Below are 15,023 nucleotides of genomic sequence, written 5' to 3'. Positions count from 1 at the left end.
GGGTCGAGTTTTCATGGAAAAGACCAAGCAGATTGCGCCCACCGCGGTGCCGCGCCATGTCGCGATCATCATGGATGGTAATAATCGCTGGGCGAAAAAACGCTTTATGCCGGGTGTCGCCGGGCATAAAGCGGGTGTCGATGCGGTTCGTGCGGTCATCGAGGTATGTGCGGAGTCGGGGGTCGAGGTCTTGACCCTGTTTGCGTTCTCCAGTGAGAACTGGCAGCGCCCGGCCGATGAGGTCAGTGCCTTGATGGATCTGTTCTTCAAGGCATTGCGTCGTGAGGCCAAGCGCCTCAACGACAACAACATCAGCCTGCGTATCATCGGTGATCGTTCGCGCTTTCATCCGGAGCTTCAGGCTGCCATGCGTGAAGCCGAAACCATGACCGCGGGCGCCAACCGTTTCGTCCTGCAGATCGCGGCCAACTACGGTGGTCAGTGGGATATCGCGCAGGCCGCCCAGCGTCTGGCGCGTGAAGTCCAGGCCGGGCACCTGCGTCCGGAAGACATCACCCCGGATTTGCTGCAAACCTGTCTGGCGACCGGCGACCTGCCGTTGCCGGACTTGTGCATCCGTACCGGTGGCGAGCATCGCATCAGCAACTTCCTGCTGTGGCAGCTGGCTTACGCCGAGTTGTATTTCTCCGACCTGTTCTGGCCGGACTTCAAACACGATGCCATGCGTAATGCACTGGCCGATTTCGCATCCCGCCAGCGTCGCTTCGGTAAAACGAGCGAGCAGGTCGAGGCTGGAGCCCGGGTTTAATGCTTAAACAACGAATCATCACCGCGCTGATCCTGCTGCCGATTGCCTTGGGCGGTTTTTTCCTGCTCGAAGGCTCCGGTTTTGCGCTGTTCATCGGGCTGGTCGTGACCCTCGGTGCCTGGGAGTGGGCGCGTCTGGCGGGCTTCACTGCCCAGCCTGCACGCGTTGCCTATGCCGCTGTCGTCGCGTTGATGCTGTTTATCATGTACATCCTGCCCGGGCTTGCACCTTGGGTGCTGGGGGCTTCGGTACTGTGGTGGGGCGTTGCAACCTATCTGGTGCTGACGTACCCGCGCTCCAGCGAGCATTGGGCCAGCGCGGCCTGCAAGCTGGTGATCGGCCTGCTGATCCTGCTGCCGGCCTGGCAAGGCCTGGTTCAGATCAAGCAGCAGCCTTTGGGCAACTGGCTGATCATGGCGGTGATGGTGCTGGTCTGGGGGGCTGATATCGGCGCCTACTTTTCCGGCCGGGCTTTCGGCAAGCGCAAGCTGGCACCGCAGGTCAGTCCTGGCAAGAGTTGGGAAGGTGTCTATGGCGGCCTGGCCTTGAGTCTGGTCATCACCGTGATTGTCGGCTTTGTGCGTGACTGGACCGTAGCTGAACTGTTCAAGGGCCTGATCTGCGCTGCTGTGATTGTGTTTATTTCGGTTGTGGGCGATCTGACCGAAAGCATGTTCAAGCGCCAATCCGGGATCAAGGACAGCAGCAATCTGCTGCCGGGGCATGGCGGCGTGCTGGACCGGATTGACAGCCTGACGGCAGCCATTCCCGTATTCGCCGTGCTGTTGTGGATGGCGGCACCATGAGCCGTCCCCAGCAGATTACGGTTCTGGGGTCGACCGGCTCGATCGGTTTGAGCACCCTCGACGTCATCGCTCGCCATCCCGAGCGCTATCAAGCCTATGCCCTGAGCGGATTCACTCGTTTGAGTGAATTGCTGGCATTGTGCGTGCGGCATACGCCTCGATTTGCTGTTGTGCCGGAAGCTGGCGCTGCACGCAGCTTGCAGGATGATTTGCGTGCGGCAGGCCTGTCGACCCGGGTGCTGGTGGGGGAGGAAGGCTTGTGTCAGGTGGCTGCCGATCCTGAAGTGGATGCAGTCATGGCGGCCATTGTCGGTGCGGCAGGGCTGCGCCCGACGCTGGCAGCGGTCGAGGCAGGCAAGAAGATTCTCCTCGCCAACAAAGAAGCGCTGGTCATGTCCGGTGCGTTATTCATGCAGGCGGTGCGTAAAAGTGGCTCGGTATTGCTGCCGATCGACAGTGAGCACAATGCGATATTCCAATGCATGCCAGTGGATTTTGCACGGGGTCTGAGCTCGGTCGGTGTACGTCGGATTTTACTGACGGCCTCCGGTGGTCCGTTCCGACAGACGCCCATGGCTGAGTTGGCGCATGTTTCACCTGAGCAAGCGTGCGCCCACCCTAACTGGTCGATGGGGCGCAAGATTTCGGTCGATTCGGCCAGCATGATGAACAAGGGGCTTGAGCTGATCGAGGCCTGTTGGCTGTTCGATGCCAAGCCATCCCAGGTCGAGGTGGTGATTCACCCGCAAAGCGTGATTCATTCGCTGGTCGACTACATCGATGGTTCGGTTTTGGCGCAATTGGGTAACCCGGACATGCGCACGCCGATCGCCAACGCGCTGGCCTGGCCGGAGCGGATCGATTCAGGGGTGCCGCCGCTGGACTTGTTTGCCATCGCGCGCCTGGATTTCCAGGCGCCGGACGAAGAGCGCTTCCCTTGCCTGCGTCTGGCGCGGCTGGCGGCAGAGGCGGGCAACAGTGCTCCGGCGATGCTCAATGCTGCGAATGAGGTAGCTGTGGCCGCGTTTCTCGACGGACGGGTTCGTTACCCGGAAATCGCGAGTATCATCGAAGAAACCTTGAATCTTGAGCCTGTAGTGGCAGTCGATGATCTTGAGGCAGTGTTCACGGCGGATGCGAAAGCGCGTCTGCTGGCTGAACAGTGGTTGAGTCGTCACGGGCGGTGAGTGCTGCAACGCGTTGGCCCATGCGGCACCGGATAGGAATGCGGAGAAAGTAGATGAGCGCGCTCTATATGATTGTCGGCACCCTGGTGGCTTTGGGTGTGCTGGTTACCTTCCACGAGTTCGGCCATTTCTGGGTCGCGCGTCGCTGCGGGGTCAAAGTGCTGCGTTTCTCCGTAGGCTTCGGCATGCCGCTCCTGCGCTGGCACGACAAGCAAGGCACCGAGTTCGTGGTGGCTGCCATCCCGCTGGGTGGCTACGTAAAAATGCTCGATGAGCGTGAGGGCGAGGTTCCGGCTGATCAGGTCGATCAATCCTTCAATCGCAAGTCGGTTCGCCAGCGTATTGCTATCGTGGCGGCCGGCCCTATTGCCAACTTTCTGTTGGCGTTAGTGTTTTTCTGGGTGTTGGCCATGCTCGGCAGCGAGCAGGTGCGCCCGGTCATCGGCGCCGTGGAGTCCGGCAGTATCGCCGCCAGGGCGGGCTTGACTGCTGGCCAGGAGATCATTTCCATCGACGGCGAACCGACCTCCGGTTGGGCGGCGGTGAATTTGCAATTGGTCCGTCGCCTTGGGGAGAGCGGTTCATTGCAAGTGCTGGTTCGCGATCAGGGCTCTTCGATGGATTCGCCTCGTGAGCTGGCTTTGGACAAATGGCTCAAGGGTGCTGATGAACCGGATCCGATCCGTTCGCTGGGGATTCGTCCGTGGCGTCCGGCACTGCCGCCGGTCCTGGCTGAACTGGATCCGAAAGGTCCGGCGCAGGCCGCCGGGCTGAAAATGGGTGACCGCTTGCTGGCGCTCGATGGCAAGTCGCTGGACGACTGGCAACAGGTGGTCGACACCGTGCGTTTGCGTCCTGATACCAAAATCATGCTGCGGGTTGAGCGCGATGGTGCTCAAATCGACGTCCCGGTGACGCTCGCTGCCCGCGGCGAGAGCAAGGCGCCCAGTGGCTATCTTGGGGCTGGGGTGAAAGCGGTCGACTGGCCGCCGGAAATGATCCGCGAGGTTAGTTACGGGCCTCTGGCCGCAATTGGCGAAGGGGCCAAACGCACCTGGACCATGAGCCTGCTGACTCTCGATTCACTGAAGAAAATGTTGTTCGGTGAGCTCTCGGTAAAAAACTTGAGTGGACCGATAACCATTGCTAAAGTGGCGGGCGCTTCGGCCCAGTCGGGTGTTGCTGATTTCCTGAATTTCCTTGCTTATCTGAGTATTAGCCTGGGGGTTCTGAATTTGCTGCCCATTCCTGTGCTGGATGGGGGGCATTTGTTGTTTTATCTGATCGAGTGGGCGCGTGGTCGTCCCTTGTCGGATCGGGTGCAAGGTTGGGGGATACAGATCGGTATCAGTTTGGTGGTCGGAGTGATGTTGCTTGCTCTGGTCAATGATCTGGGTCGTCTGTAACACTTCGCTGAATTGCGAATCTGCCGCATTTTGCGGCAGTTTGTTTATTGCCAGTTGGAATAAGAAAGGACTTCATGAAACGTCTGCTGCTAACTGCGGTTCTCACCGTATTGATGATCGCCGAAGTTCACGCCGAGTCCTTCACTATCTCTGATATTCGCGTCAATGGCCTCCAGCGGGTCTCCGCGGGTAGCGTCTTTGGTGCTTTGCCGTTGAACGTCGGTGAACAGGCGGATGATCGTCGCCTGGTGGAATCCACTCGTGCGCTGTTCAAAACCGGGTTCTTTCAAGATATCCAGCTGGGCCGCGATGGCAACGTCCTTGTCATTACGGTAGTCGAGCGTCCGTCGGTTGCCAGTATCGAGATCGAAGGTAACAAGGCGATCTCCACTGAAGACCTGATGAAGGGCCTGAAGCAGTCCGGTCTGGCCGAAGGCGAAATCTTCCAGCGTGCCACCCTCGAAGGCGTGCGTAATGAACTGCAGCGCCAGTACGTCGCTCAGGGCCGCTATTCCGCTACCGTCGACACCGAAGTGGTGCCGCAGCCGCGTAACCGCGTCGGCCTGAAGGTCAACATCAACGAAGGCACCGTTGCGGCGATCCAGCACATCAACGTGGTGGGCAACACCGTCTTCCCTGACGAAGACCTGATCGACCTGTTCGAACTCAAGACCACCAACTGGCTGTCGTTCTTCAAGAACGATGACAAGTACGCCCGTGAAAAGCTTTCCGGTGACCTGGAACGTCTGCGTTCCTACTACCTGGACCGTGGCTATATCAACATGGATATCGCTTCGACCCAGGTGTCTATTACGCCGGACAAGAAACACGTCTACATCACCGTCAACATCAACGAAGGCGACAAGTACACCGTTCGTGATGTGAAACTGAGCGGCGATCTGAAGGTGCCGGAAGACCAGGTCAAGTCCCTGCTGCTGGTACAGAAAGGCCAGGTATTCTCGCGCAAGCTGATGACCACCACTTCCGAACTGATCACCCGTCGACTGGGTAACGAAGGCTATACCTTCGCCAACGTCAACGGCGTGCCACAGCCTCACGATGAAGACCACACCGTAGACATCACCTTCGCGGTCGATCCGGGCAAGCGTGCCTACGTGAACCGCATCAACTTCCGCGGCAACACCAAGTCCGAAGACGAAGTGCTGCGTCGTGAAATGCGTCAGATGGAAGGTGGCTGGGCGTCGACCTATCTGATCGACCAGTCCAAGACCCGTCTGGAACGTCTGGGCTTCTTCAAGGAAGTCAACGTCGAGACGCCGGCTGTGCCGGGTGTCGATGACCAGGTCGACGTCAACTACAGTGTGGAAGAGCAAGCTTCCGGTTCGATTACCGCCAGCGTCGGTTTCGCCCAGAGCGCGGGCCTGATCCTCGGTGGTTCGATCACCCAGAACAACTTCCTCGGTACCGGTAACAAGGTCAGCATCGGCTTGACCCGCAGCGAATACCAGAGCCGCTATAACTTCGGTTATGTCGACCCCTACTGGACTGCTGATGGTGTAAGCCTGGGTTACAACGCTTTCTATCGCACCACCGACTACGACGACCTCGACGTCGACGTGGCCAGCTACTCCGTAGACAGCCTGGGCGCGGGCGTCAGCGTCGGCTACCCGATCAGCGAGACTTCGCGTCTGACCTTCGGTCTGACGGCTCAACAGGACGAAATCAAGACCGGTGTCTACACCGTTGACGAGATCTTCGACTTCGTTGAGCAGGAAGGCGACAAGTACCTGAACTTCAAGGCTTCGGCCGGTTGGTCCGAGTCCACGTTGAACAAAGGCGTACTGGCGACACGTGGCCATTCCCAGAGCCTGGTACTGGAAACCACAACACCGGGCAGCGATCTGTCGTTCTTCAAGCTCGACTACCGTGGCCAACTGTTCCAGCCATTGAGCGAGAACTACACCATGCGCCTGCATACCGAACTGGGTTATGGCGATGGTTACGGTTCGACCGACGGCTTGCCATTCTATGAAAACTACTATGCTGGTGGTTTCAACTCGGTTCGTGGCTTCAAGGACAGCACTTTGGGTCCTCGCAGTACCCCGAGCCGCGGTCAGGCCATTACCGGTAACGCTGGTACTCAATTTGACCCGGACCAGGACCCGCTGCCGTTTGGTGGTAATGTCCTGATCCAGGGTGGTGTGGAAGTTCTGTTCCCGCTGCCGTTCGTCAAGGATCAGCGTTCCCTGCGCACTTCGGTATTCTGGGATGTCGGTAACGTATTCGATTCGTCCTGCTCGGATACCACAAACGCGGATGGCACGAAGTCCAATACCAAGTGCAACGATATCAGCCTGAGTAATTTGGCCAGTTCCGTTGGTGTAGGTGTGACATGGGTCACCGCACTGGGTCCTTTGAGTTTCGCGTTGGCCATGCCAGTCAAGAAACCGGATGAAGCTGAAACTCAAGTGTTCCAATTCTCCCTCGGTCAGACGTTCTAAGCGTCTGCCCCAAGATAACGACAATGGATTTTGTAGGAGTGCATCGTGCGTAAGTTGACTCAATTGGTTCTCCTGGCTTCCGTACTGGTAGCAGGCCCGGCATTTGCCGACATGAAAATCGCCGTTCTGAACTATCAGATGGCCCTGCTGGAATCCGATGCGGCCAAGAAGTACGCCGTGGATGCCGAGAAAAAGTTCGGTCCCCAGCTGAGCAAGCTCAAAACTCTGGAAAGCAGCGCCAAGGGTATTCAGGATCGTCTGATGGCCGGTGGCGACAAAATGCAGCAAGGCGAGCGTGAGCGTCTGGAGCTTGAATTCAAGCAAAAGGCTCGTGACTTCCAGTTCCAGTCCAAGGAGCTGAACGAAGCCAAGGCTGTTGCCGACCGTGAAATGCTGAAGCAGCTCAAGCCGAAACTCGATAGCGCAGTGGAAGAAGTCATCAAGAAAGGTGCTTTTGACCTGGTCTTCGAGCGTGGCGCCGTGATTGATGTCAAGCCTCAGTACGACATCACGCGCCAGGTTATCGAGCGCATGAATCAGCTGAAGTAATCCATGACCGCGACTATTAAGCTCGGCCAATTGGCCGAGTTCCTCGGCGCCACACTGCGTGGCGATCCGGAGAAAGAAATCACTGGGCTAGCCACTTTGCAGGAGGCTGGCCCAACTCAGTTGAGCTTTCTCGCAAACCCCCAGTACCGTAAATACCTGGCAGGCAGCCAGGCTGCAGCGCTGTTGCTGAAAGCCGCCGACGCCGAAGGGTTTTCCGGTAATGCACTGGTGGTGCCTGATCCGTATGCAGCCTACGCGCGTATTTCGCACTTGTTCGACCCCAAGCCCAAGGCTGCAACCGGTATTCATCCAACAGCGATGATTGCGGCGGATGCGGTGGTTGACCCGGCGGCGAGTATCGGTGCATTTGCCGTGATCGAAAGCGGCGCGCAAATTGCTGCCGGTACCACCGTTGGCGCGCACTGCTTTATTGGTGCTCGTAGCGTGATCGACGAAGGTGGCTGGCTGGCTCCGCGCGTGACCTTGTATCACGACGTGCGCATCGGCAAGCGGGTAGTGATTCAGTCTGGTGCCGTACTCGGTGGTGAAGGCTTCGGTTTTGCCAACGAAAAAGGCATTTGGCAGAAAATCGCCCAGATTGGTGGCGTCCTGATCGGCGATGACGTGGAAATCGGCGTAAATACCGCTATCGACCGTGGCGCGCTGGCCGATACCATCATTGGTAACGGGGTAAAGCTCGACAACCAGATTCAGATCGCCCACAACGTTCAGGTCGGTGATCACACCGCGATGGCCGCCTGTGTGGGGATTTCCGGCAGCACCAAGATCGGCAAGCACTGCATGCTTGCCGGTGGCGTAGGGCTGGTGGGGCATATCGATATTTGCGACAACGTATTCATCACTGGCATGACCATGGTGACCCACTCGATCACCGAGCCGGGCGCCTATTCATCCGGTACGGCGATGCAGCCAGCAGCCGAATGGCGCAAAAGCGCGGCACGCCTGCGTCAGCTCGATGACATCGCGCGACGTTTGCGACAGCTGGAAAAGCAAGCAGGGGAAGTGACCCCTGGCGGTAATGCTTCATCAGATGGCTGATACCATTTCCATATCAAGTGTACACAGCCGCTAGACTGCGTCCTTGATTTGCTAGAGGAGTGTGCGTCAATCGCGCGCTCCCAATCTTTACATAGGCTTCCCCCCGAAATGATGGACATCAACGAGATTCGCGAATACCTGCCTCACCGTTACCCGTTCCTGCTGGTGGACCGGGTCGTGGATCTGGATGTGGAAGGCAAGCGCATTCGCGCCTACAAGAATGTCAGCATCAACGAACCTTTCTTCAACGGTCACTTCCCTGCGCATCCAATCATGCCGGGCGTTCTGATCATCGAAGCGATGGCTCAGGCTGCCGGGATCCTTGGTTTCAAAATGCTCGACGTGAAGCCGGCCGATGGCACGCTTTACTACTTCGTCGGTTCCGACAAGCTGCGTTTCCGCCAGCCTGTGCTGCCGGGTGATCAGTTGATCCTCGAAGCCAAGTTCCTGAGCTGCAAGCGTCAGATCTGGAAATTCGAATGCCAGGCTTCGGTCGACGGCAAGCCGGTCTGCTCGGCTGAAATCATCTGTGCGGAACGCAAACTATGAGTTTGATTGACCCTCGCGCAATCATCGATCCGACGGCTGTTCTGGCCGACGGTGTCGAGGTCGGCCCTTGGTCGATCGTCGGCGCAGGTGTGGAAATCGGCGAGGGGACAGTGATCGGGCCGCACGTGATTCTCAAAGGCCCGACCCGAATCGGCAAGCACAACCGCATCTACCAGTTTTCTTCGGTAGGTGAGGACACGCCTGATCTGAAATACAAAGGCGAAGAAACCCGTCTGGTGATCGGTGACCACAACGTCATCCGCGAAGGCGTGACGATTCACCGTGGGACCATTCAGGATCGTTCGGAAACCACCCTGGGCGATCACAACCTGATCATGGCCTATGCACATATCGGTCACGACAGCGTCATCGGCAACCATTGCATTCTGGTCAACAACACAGCGCTGGCTGGCCACGTGCACGTTGAAGACTGGGCAATCCTGTCCGGATTTACCCTGGTCCACCAGTATTGCCACATTGGCGCCCACAGCTTTTCCGGCATGGGCACGGCCATCGGCAAGGACGTTCCAGCGTATGTCACGGTATTCGGCAACCCGGCCGAAGCTCGCAGCATGAACTTCGAAGGCATGCGCCGTCGCGGTTTCAGCGAAGACGCAATCCATGCGCTGCGTCGGGCCTACAAGGTGGTTTACCGCCAGGGACTGACGGTTGAGCAGGCGCTCGCCGAACTGGCCGAGCCTTCGATCCAGTTCCCGGAAGTCGCGGTGTTCCGAGACTCCATCCAGTCGTCTACCCGCGGCATCACCCGCTAACCATGGCCAATCTGCGTATTGCGCTGGTAGCGGGTGAGGCTTCCGGTGACATTCTTGGCGCGGGTCTGATGCGTGCGCTCAAGGCTCGTCACCCGGCGGTCGAGTTCATCGGTGTGGGTGGTCCACTGATGCAGGCCGAAGGCCTGACCTCGTATTTCCCGATGGAACGCCTTTCGGTGATGGGGCTGGTGGAAGTCCTGGGTCGGTTGCGCGAGTTGCTGGCACGTCGCAAGAAGCTGGTCACCGACTTGATCGCTGCGAAGCCGGACGTGTTCATCGGTATCGATGCGCCGGACTTCAACCTCAATATCGAACTCAAGTTGCGTCAGGCCGGGATCAAGACCGTGCACTACGTCAGCCCGTCGGTATGGGCCTGGCGACAGAAGCGGGTGCTGAAGATTCGCGAAGGCTGCGATCTGATGCTGACGCTGTTTCCGTTTGAGGCCAAATTCTACGAAGAGAAGGGCGTGCCGGTGCGGTTCGTCGGGCACACGTTGGCCGATGCCATTCCGCTCGAAGCCGACCGCGCTGCTGCGCGGGCCGAGCTTGGCTTGCCTGACGGGCCGTTGGTTGCCCTGATGCCCGGCAGTCGTGGCGGCGAAGTGGGGCGTCTTGGTGCGTTGTTTCTGGACACGGCACAACGCCTGAGGGCGCTGCGTCCGGGCGTGCGATTCGTCGTACCTTGCGCCAACCCCCAACGCCGGGCGCAGCTTGAAGAGCTGTTGGCTGGCCGCGATCTGCCACTGACCTTGCTCGACGGCAAGTCGCATCTGGCCCTGGCCGCCTGCGATGCGGTATTGATCGCTTCCGGAACCGCGACCCTTGAAGCCTTGCTGTACAAGCGGCCGATGGTGGTGGCTTACCGCCTGGCACCGCTGACGTTCTGGATTCTCAAGCGCATGGTGAAAAGCCCCTACGTTTCCCTGCCGAACCTGCTGGCCCAGCGTTTGCTGGTGCCCGAGCTGCTGCAGGACGACGCGACCGTCGAAGCCCTGGCCCAGACCTTGTCGCCGCTGATCGAGGGTGGCGAAGAGCAGACCCGTGGTTTCGATGAAATTCACCGGACCCTTCGTCTGGATGCCTCCAACCAGGCGGCGGATGCCGTGCTCAAACTGATCGGCGAAGTACAATGAGTAAGACAAGCATGCAGATGGGGCTGGATTTCTCCTTGGTCGCGGAAGCTGAAGAACTGGTAGCCGGTGTCGACGAAGTCGGCCGAGGTCCGCTCTGTGGTGCGGTGGTCACGGCTGCCGTGATTCTCGATCCGAATCGGCCGATCCTCGGCCTGAACGACTCGAAGAAACTCACCGAAGCCCGGCGCGAGAAGCTTTACGATGAGATCTGCGAAAAAGCCTTGAGCTGGTGCATCGCTCGCGCTGAAGTCGAAGAAATCGATGAACTGAATATTCTGCACGCCACCATGCTGGCCATGCAGCGTGCCGTCGCCGGGCTGCATATCCAGCCGAAACTGGCGATGATCGATGGCAACCGCTGCCCGAAACTGCCGATGCGCGCCGAAGCGGTGGTACAGGGTGACGGCAAGGTGCCGGCCATCGCGGCAGCGTCGATTCTGGCCAAGGTCAGCCGCGACCGGGAAATGAGTGCATTCGAGTTGATCTATCCGGGTTATGGCATCGGCGGCCACAAAGGCTACCCGACACCCGTTCATCTGGAAGCGCTGGCACGCTTGGGGCCTACGCCTATTCACCGGCGTTCGTTCGCTCCGGTGCGTATGGCGTATGAGGCGTTGGAAATCGTCATAGAGAGCTAGTCGCAAGGCTGATTTTTTTTACCAAGGCCCGGTACAATCCGGGCCTTGTTGTTTTCATGTTCACAGACAGGATCACTATGCCGGCTTCATTCGTTCACCTACGCCTGCACACTGAATACTCCCTGGTCGACGGTCTGGTACGGATCAAACCGCTGGTCAAGACCCTGGTCGGCATGAACATGCCCGCCGTTGCGGTCACCGACCAGAACAACATGTGTTCCCTGGTCAAATTCTATAAAAATGCCATGGGTGCCGGGATCAAGCCGATCTGCGGCGCCGACCTGTGGCTGTCGAACAAGGATCCGGACAATGCTCTGAGCCGGATCAGCCTGCTGGTGATGAACGCCGTGGGCTATCGCAACCTGACCGAGTTGATCTCCCGTGGCTTTATCGAGGGACAGCGCAATGGCTCGGTCATTGTCGAGCGTGAGTGGGTAGCCGAGGCCAGCGAAGGCCTGATCATGCTGTCGGCGGCCAAGGAAGGCGAAATCGGCCAGGCCATGCTCAGTGGCAACCCCGACGAAGCTGAAGCCCTGGCGCGGGAGTGGATGGCGGTATTCCCGGATCGCTTCTATCTGGAAATCCAGCGCACCAATCGGCCGAATGACGAAGAGCAACTGCACGGCGCCGTCGCCCTGGCCGAGAAGATCGGTGCGCCACTGGTGGCGACCAACGATGTGCGCTTTATCAAGCAGGAAGACTTCGCTGCCCACGAAACCCGCGTCTGTATCGGTGAGGGCCGCGCCCTGGACGATCCGCGGCGCTCGAAGAACTACAGCGATCAGCAATACCTCAAAAGCGCCGAGGAAATGGCCGAGCTGTTCAGCGACCTTCCCGAAGCGCTGGAAAACACCGTCGAGATCGCCAAGCGCTGCAATATCGAAGTGAAGCTGGGCACGCACTTCCTGCCCAACTTCCCGATCCCCGATGGCATGACCATCGATGAGTATTTCCGCAAGGTGTCCTTCGATGGTCTGGAGGAACGGCTCGCCGTCCTGCTGCCCAAGGACACCACCGAAGACTACGAAGCCAAACGCCAGGTCTATGTCGATCGGCTGAATTTCGAGCTGGATATCATCATCCAGATGGGGTTCCCCGGTTACTTCCTGATCGTGATGGACTTTATCCAGTGGGCCAAGAACAACGGCGTGCCGGTAGGGCCTGGCCGGGGGTCGGGTGCCGGGTCGCTGGTGGCCTACGTGCAGAAGATCACCGACCTCGACCCACTGGAATATGACCTGCTGTTCGAACGTTTCCTTAACCCGGAACGGGTTTCCATGCCCGACTTCGACGTCGACTTCTGCATGGACGGTCGCGACCGGGTGATCGACTACGTCGCCGAGAAGTACGGCCGCAACGCGGTAAGTCAGATCATCACCTTCGGTTCCATGGCGGCCAAAGCGGTGGTCCGCGACGTGGCGCGGGTGCAGGGCAAGTCCTATGGCCTGGCGGATCGTCTGTCGAAGATGATTCCGTTCGAAGTCGGCATGACCCTGGAAAAAGCCTACGAACAGGAAGAAATCCTGCGCGACTTCATCAAGGTCGATGAAGAAGCGGCGGAAATCTGGGAAATGGCGCGCAAGCTCGAAGGCGTTGTGCGTAACGTCGGCAAGCACGCCGGTGGTGTGGTAATCGCGCCGACCAAACTGACCGACTTTTCGCCGATCTATTGCGACGAGGCCGGTGACGGCCTGGTGACCCAGTTCGACAAGGACGACGTGGAAGCCGCCGGCCTGGTGAAGTTCGACTTCCTCGGCCTGCGGACCCTGACGATCATCGACTGGGCGTTGAAAACCATCAACCGCGACCGCGCCAAGGTCAACGAACCGCCGCTGGATATCGCGTTCATCCCGCTGGACGACAAGCCGACCTACACGCTGCTGCAAAAAGCCGAAACCACGGCCGTGTTCCAGCTTGAATCGCGCGGCATGAAAGAGCTGATCAAAAAGCTCAAGCCCGACTGCCTGGAAGACTTGATTGCACTGGTAGCGTTGTTCCGTCCTGGCCCGCTGCAATCGGGCATGGTGGACGACTTCATCAACCGTAAACACGGTCGCGCCGAACTGGCGTACCCGCACTCGGACTACCAGTACGAAGGTCTGAAGCCGGTATTGGCGCCGACTTACGGCATCATCCTGTATCAGGAACAGGTGATGCAGATCGCCCAGGTCATGGCCGGCTACACCCTTGGCGGCGCGGACATGCTGCGTCGAGCCATGGGTAAGAAAAAGCCCGAGGAAATGGCCAAGCAGCGTGGCGGCTTCATTGAAGGTTGTGCGACCAACAACATCGATGCGGACCTCGCCGGTAACATTTTCGACCTGGTAGAAAAATTCGCCGGTTACGGCTTCAACAAATCCCACTCCGCCGCCTACGGCCTGGTGTCGTACCAGACCGCGTGGCTGAAAGCGCATTACCCGGCGCCATTCATGGCCGCGGTACTTTCGGCGGACATGCACAACACCGACAAGGTCGTGACCTTGATCGAAGAAGTGCGCACGATGAAGCTGCGCCTCGATGCGCCGGATGTGAACACCTCGGAGTTCAAGTTCACGGTGAACGACGAAGGCCGGATCATTTACGGTCTCGGCGCGATCAAGGGTGTGGGTGAAGGCCCGGTGGAGGCGATTACCGAAGCGCGTCAGCACGGCCCGTTCAAGGACCTGTTCGACTTCTGCGCCCGGGTTGACCTCAAGCGCATCAACAAGCGTACCCTCGACGGCTTGATTCGCAGCGGTGCGCTGGATCGTCTTGGCCCGTATTTCCATGATGAACAGAAAGCCTATCAGGCCAATATCGACCGCAATCGTGCGGTGCTGTTGACGGCCATGGAAGAAGCGATCAAGGCCGCCGAGCAAACCGCACGCACTCAGGACAGCGGTCACTCCGACCTGTTTGGCGGTCTGTTTGTCGAGGCAGACGCTGACGTCTACGCCAACCATCGCAAGGCCAAAGAGCTGACTCTCAAGGAACGCCTGAAAGGGGAGAAAGACACCCTCGGCCTGTACCTGACCGGCCACCCGATCGACGAATACGAAGGTGAAATCCGCCGTTTCGCCCGCCAGCGCATCATCGATCTGAAGCCGGCGCGCGACACCCAGACCGTCGCCGGGATGATCATCGCCTTGCGGGTGATGAAAAACAAAAAGGGCGACAAGATGGGCTTCATCACCCTCGACGACCGCTCCGGCCGGATTGAAGCCTCGCTGTTTTCCGAGGCGTTCCATGCTGCACAGTCGCTGTTGCAGACCGACGCGATGGTGGTGGTCGAAGGCGAGGTCAGCAACGACGACTTCTCCGGTGGCCTGAAGCTGCGGGTCAAGCGGGTGATGAGCATGGAAGATGCGCGCACCAACCTGGCCGAGAGCCTGCGTTTGAAACTGCACGCCAAGGATCTCAAGGGCGATCAGCTACGCTGGCTGGGTGAACTGCTCAAACGTCACCGCGGCGCGTGCCCGATCACCATGGACTACACCAGTCCCGATGCGAAGGCCTTGCTGCAGTTCGGCGAAGGCTGGCGAATCGATCCGGCGGATGCGTTGATTCAAGCCCTGCGTGACCAGTTCGGGCGAGACAACGTCTTCCTCCAATACCGTTGACCGGCAGGTAATATCAGAACGCCTGCCCGCAACCTGAATTTTTAATCTCGACCTCAGCGCGCCTCTCCCTTAAGGTAGGGCGCGAATAGACAA

General features: G+C 58.8%; 12 protein-coding genes. All 12 read left to right on the top strand.

The genetic code is table 11. The features are described from left to right. The first annotated feature begins 13 nt into the window (after window positions 1-13). On the top strand, window positions 14-769 hold the full coding sequence (gene uppS, locus ASD60_RS23390; RefSeq protein WP_056856247.1) for a polyprenyl diphosphate synthase: 756 nt from the start codon (window positions 14-16) through the stop codon (window positions 767-769). After that, entirely contained in the window at window positions 769-1,575 is an 807-nt protein-coding gene (locus tag ASD60_RS23385; protein WP_056856246.1) for a phosphatidate cytidylyltransferase, read from the top strand. The genes uppS and ASD60_RS23385 overlap by 1 nt, the downstream gene beginning before the upstream one ends. Next, window positions 1,572-2,762, top strand: a complete 1,191-nt coding sequence (gene ispC / locus ASD60_RS23380) for a 1-deoxy-D-xylulose-5-phosphate reductoisomerase (protein ID WP_056856245.1) — start codon at window positions 1,572-1,574, stop codon at window positions 2,760-2,762. Before ASD60_RS23385 ends, ispC begins: the two co-directional genes overlap by 4 nt. 53 nt (window positions 2,763-2,815) lie before the next feature. Beyond that, complete coding sequence (rseP, locus tag ASD60_RS23375; RefSeq protein WP_056856244.1) at window positions 2,816-4,168, top strand: sigma E protease regulator RseP; 1,353 nt, start codon at window positions 2,816-2,818, stop codon at window positions 4,166-4,168. Between the two features lie 74 nt (window positions 4,169-4,242). Continuing rightward, complete coding sequence (bamA, locus tag ASD60_RS23370) at window positions 4,243-6,630, top strand: outer membrane protein assembly factor BamA (protein ID WP_056856243.1); 2,388 nt, start codon at window positions 4,243-4,245, stop codon at window positions 6,628-6,630. Between the two features lie 45 nt (window positions 6,631-6,675). Next, complete coding sequence (locus ASD60_RS23365; protein ID WP_008057318.1) at window positions 6,676-7,179, top strand: OmpH family outer membrane protein; 504 nt, start codon at window positions 6,676-6,678, stop codon at window positions 7,177-7,179. Between the two features lie 3 nt (window positions 7,180-7,182). Then, the gene (lpxD, locus tag ASD60_RS23360) at window positions 7,183-8,238 is read left to right on the top strand and encodes a UDP-3-O-(3-hydroxymyristoyl)glucosamine N-acyltransferase (protein ID WP_056856242.1); all 1,056 of its coding nucleotides are present in this window, start codon (window positions 7,183-7,185) and stop codon (window positions 8,236-8,238) included. Window positions 8,239-8,346: 108 nt separating this feature from the next. After that, complete coding sequence (gene fabZ, locus ASD60_RS23355; RefSeq protein WP_007907157.1) at window positions 8,347-8,787, top strand: 3-hydroxyacyl-ACP dehydratase FabZ; 441 nt, start codon at window positions 8,347-8,349, stop codon at window positions 8,785-8,787. Then, window positions 8,784-9,560: an acyl-ACP--UDP-N-acetylglucosamine O-acyltransferase gene (gene lpxA, locus ASD60_RS23350; RefSeq protein WP_056856241.1), complete on the top strand. Its 777-nt coding sequence runs from the start codon at window positions 8,784-8,786 to the stop codon at window positions 9,558-9,560. Before fabZ ends, lpxA begins: the two co-directional genes overlap by 4 nt. 2 nt (window positions 9,561-9,562) lie before the next feature. Continuing rightward, a complete protein-coding gene (gene lpxB, locus ASD60_RS23345) occupies window positions 9,563-10,693 on the top strand; it encodes a lipid-A-disaccharide synthase (RefSeq protein ID WP_056856240.1) in 1,131 nt (376 codons plus the stop codon). Between the two features lie 11 nt (window positions 10,694-10,704). Next, window positions 10,705-11,331, top strand: coding sequence for a ribonuclease HII (gene rnhB, locus ASD60_RS23340; RefSeq protein ID WP_056856239.1), 627 nt, complete (start codon window positions 10,705-10,707; stop codon window positions 11,329-11,331). Window positions 11,332-11,408: 77 nt separating this feature from the next. Beyond that, window positions 11,409-14,930, top strand: coding sequence for a DNA polymerase III subunit alpha (gene dnaE / locus ASD60_RS23335; protein ID WP_056856238.1), 3,522 nt, complete (start codon window positions 11,409-11,411; stop codon window positions 14,928-14,930). Window positions 14,931-15,023: the final 93 nt, after the last annotated feature.

The sequence above is a fragment of the Pseudomonas sp. Root562 genome, assembly GCF_001427125.1.
Lineage (GTDB): Bacteria > Pseudomonadota > Gammaproteobacteria > Pseudomonadales > Pseudomonadaceae > Aquipseudomonas.
The sequence above is the reverse complement of the archived record's forward strand: the minus strand, read 5'-3'. Positions and strand labels throughout refer to the sequence as shown.

Excerpts from the sequence above, each read along its gene's own strand:
- uppS (WP_056856247.1), top strand. The coding sequence starts at position 14 with ATGGAAAAGACCAAGCAGATTGCGCCCACCGCGGTGCCGCGCCATGTC.
- ASD60_RS23385 (WP_056856246.1), top strand. The coding sequence starts at position 769 with ATGCTTAAACAACGAATCATCACCGCGCTGATCCTGCTGCCGATTGCC.
- ispC (WP_056856245.1), top strand. The coding sequence starts at position 1,572 with ATGAGCCGTCCCCAGCAGATTACGGTTCTGGGGTCGACCGGCTCGATC.
- rseP (WP_056856244.1), top strand. The coding sequence starts at position 2,816 with ATGAGCGCGCTCTATATGATTGTCGGCACCCTGGTGGCTTTGGGTGTG.
- bamA (WP_056856243.1), top strand. The coding sequence starts at position 4,243 with ATGAAACGTCTGCTGCTAACTGCGGTTCTCACCGTATTGATGATCGCC.
- lpxD (WP_056856242.1), top strand. The coding sequence starts at position 7,183 with ATGACCGCGACTATTAAGCTCGGCCAATTGGCCGAGTTCCTCGGCGCC.
- fabZ (WP_007907157.1), top strand. The coding sequence starts at position 8,347 with ATGATGGACATCAACGAGATTCGCGAATACCTGCCTCACCGTTACCCG.
- lpxA (WP_056856241.1), top strand. The coding sequence starts at position 8,784 with ATGAGTTTGATTGACCCTCGCGCAATCATCGATCCGACGGCTGTTCTG.
- lpxB (WP_056856240.1), top strand. The coding sequence starts at position 9,563 with ATGGCCAATCTGCGTATTGCGCTGGTAGCGGGTGAGGCTTCCGGTGAC.
- rnhB (WP_056856239.1), top strand. The coding sequence starts at position 10,705 with ATGCAGATGGGGCTGGATTTCTCCTTGGTCGCGGAAGCTGAAGAACTG.
- dnaE (WP_056856238.1), top strand. The coding sequence starts at position 11,409 with ATGCCGGCTTCATTCGTTCACCTACGCCTGCACACTGAATACTCCCTG.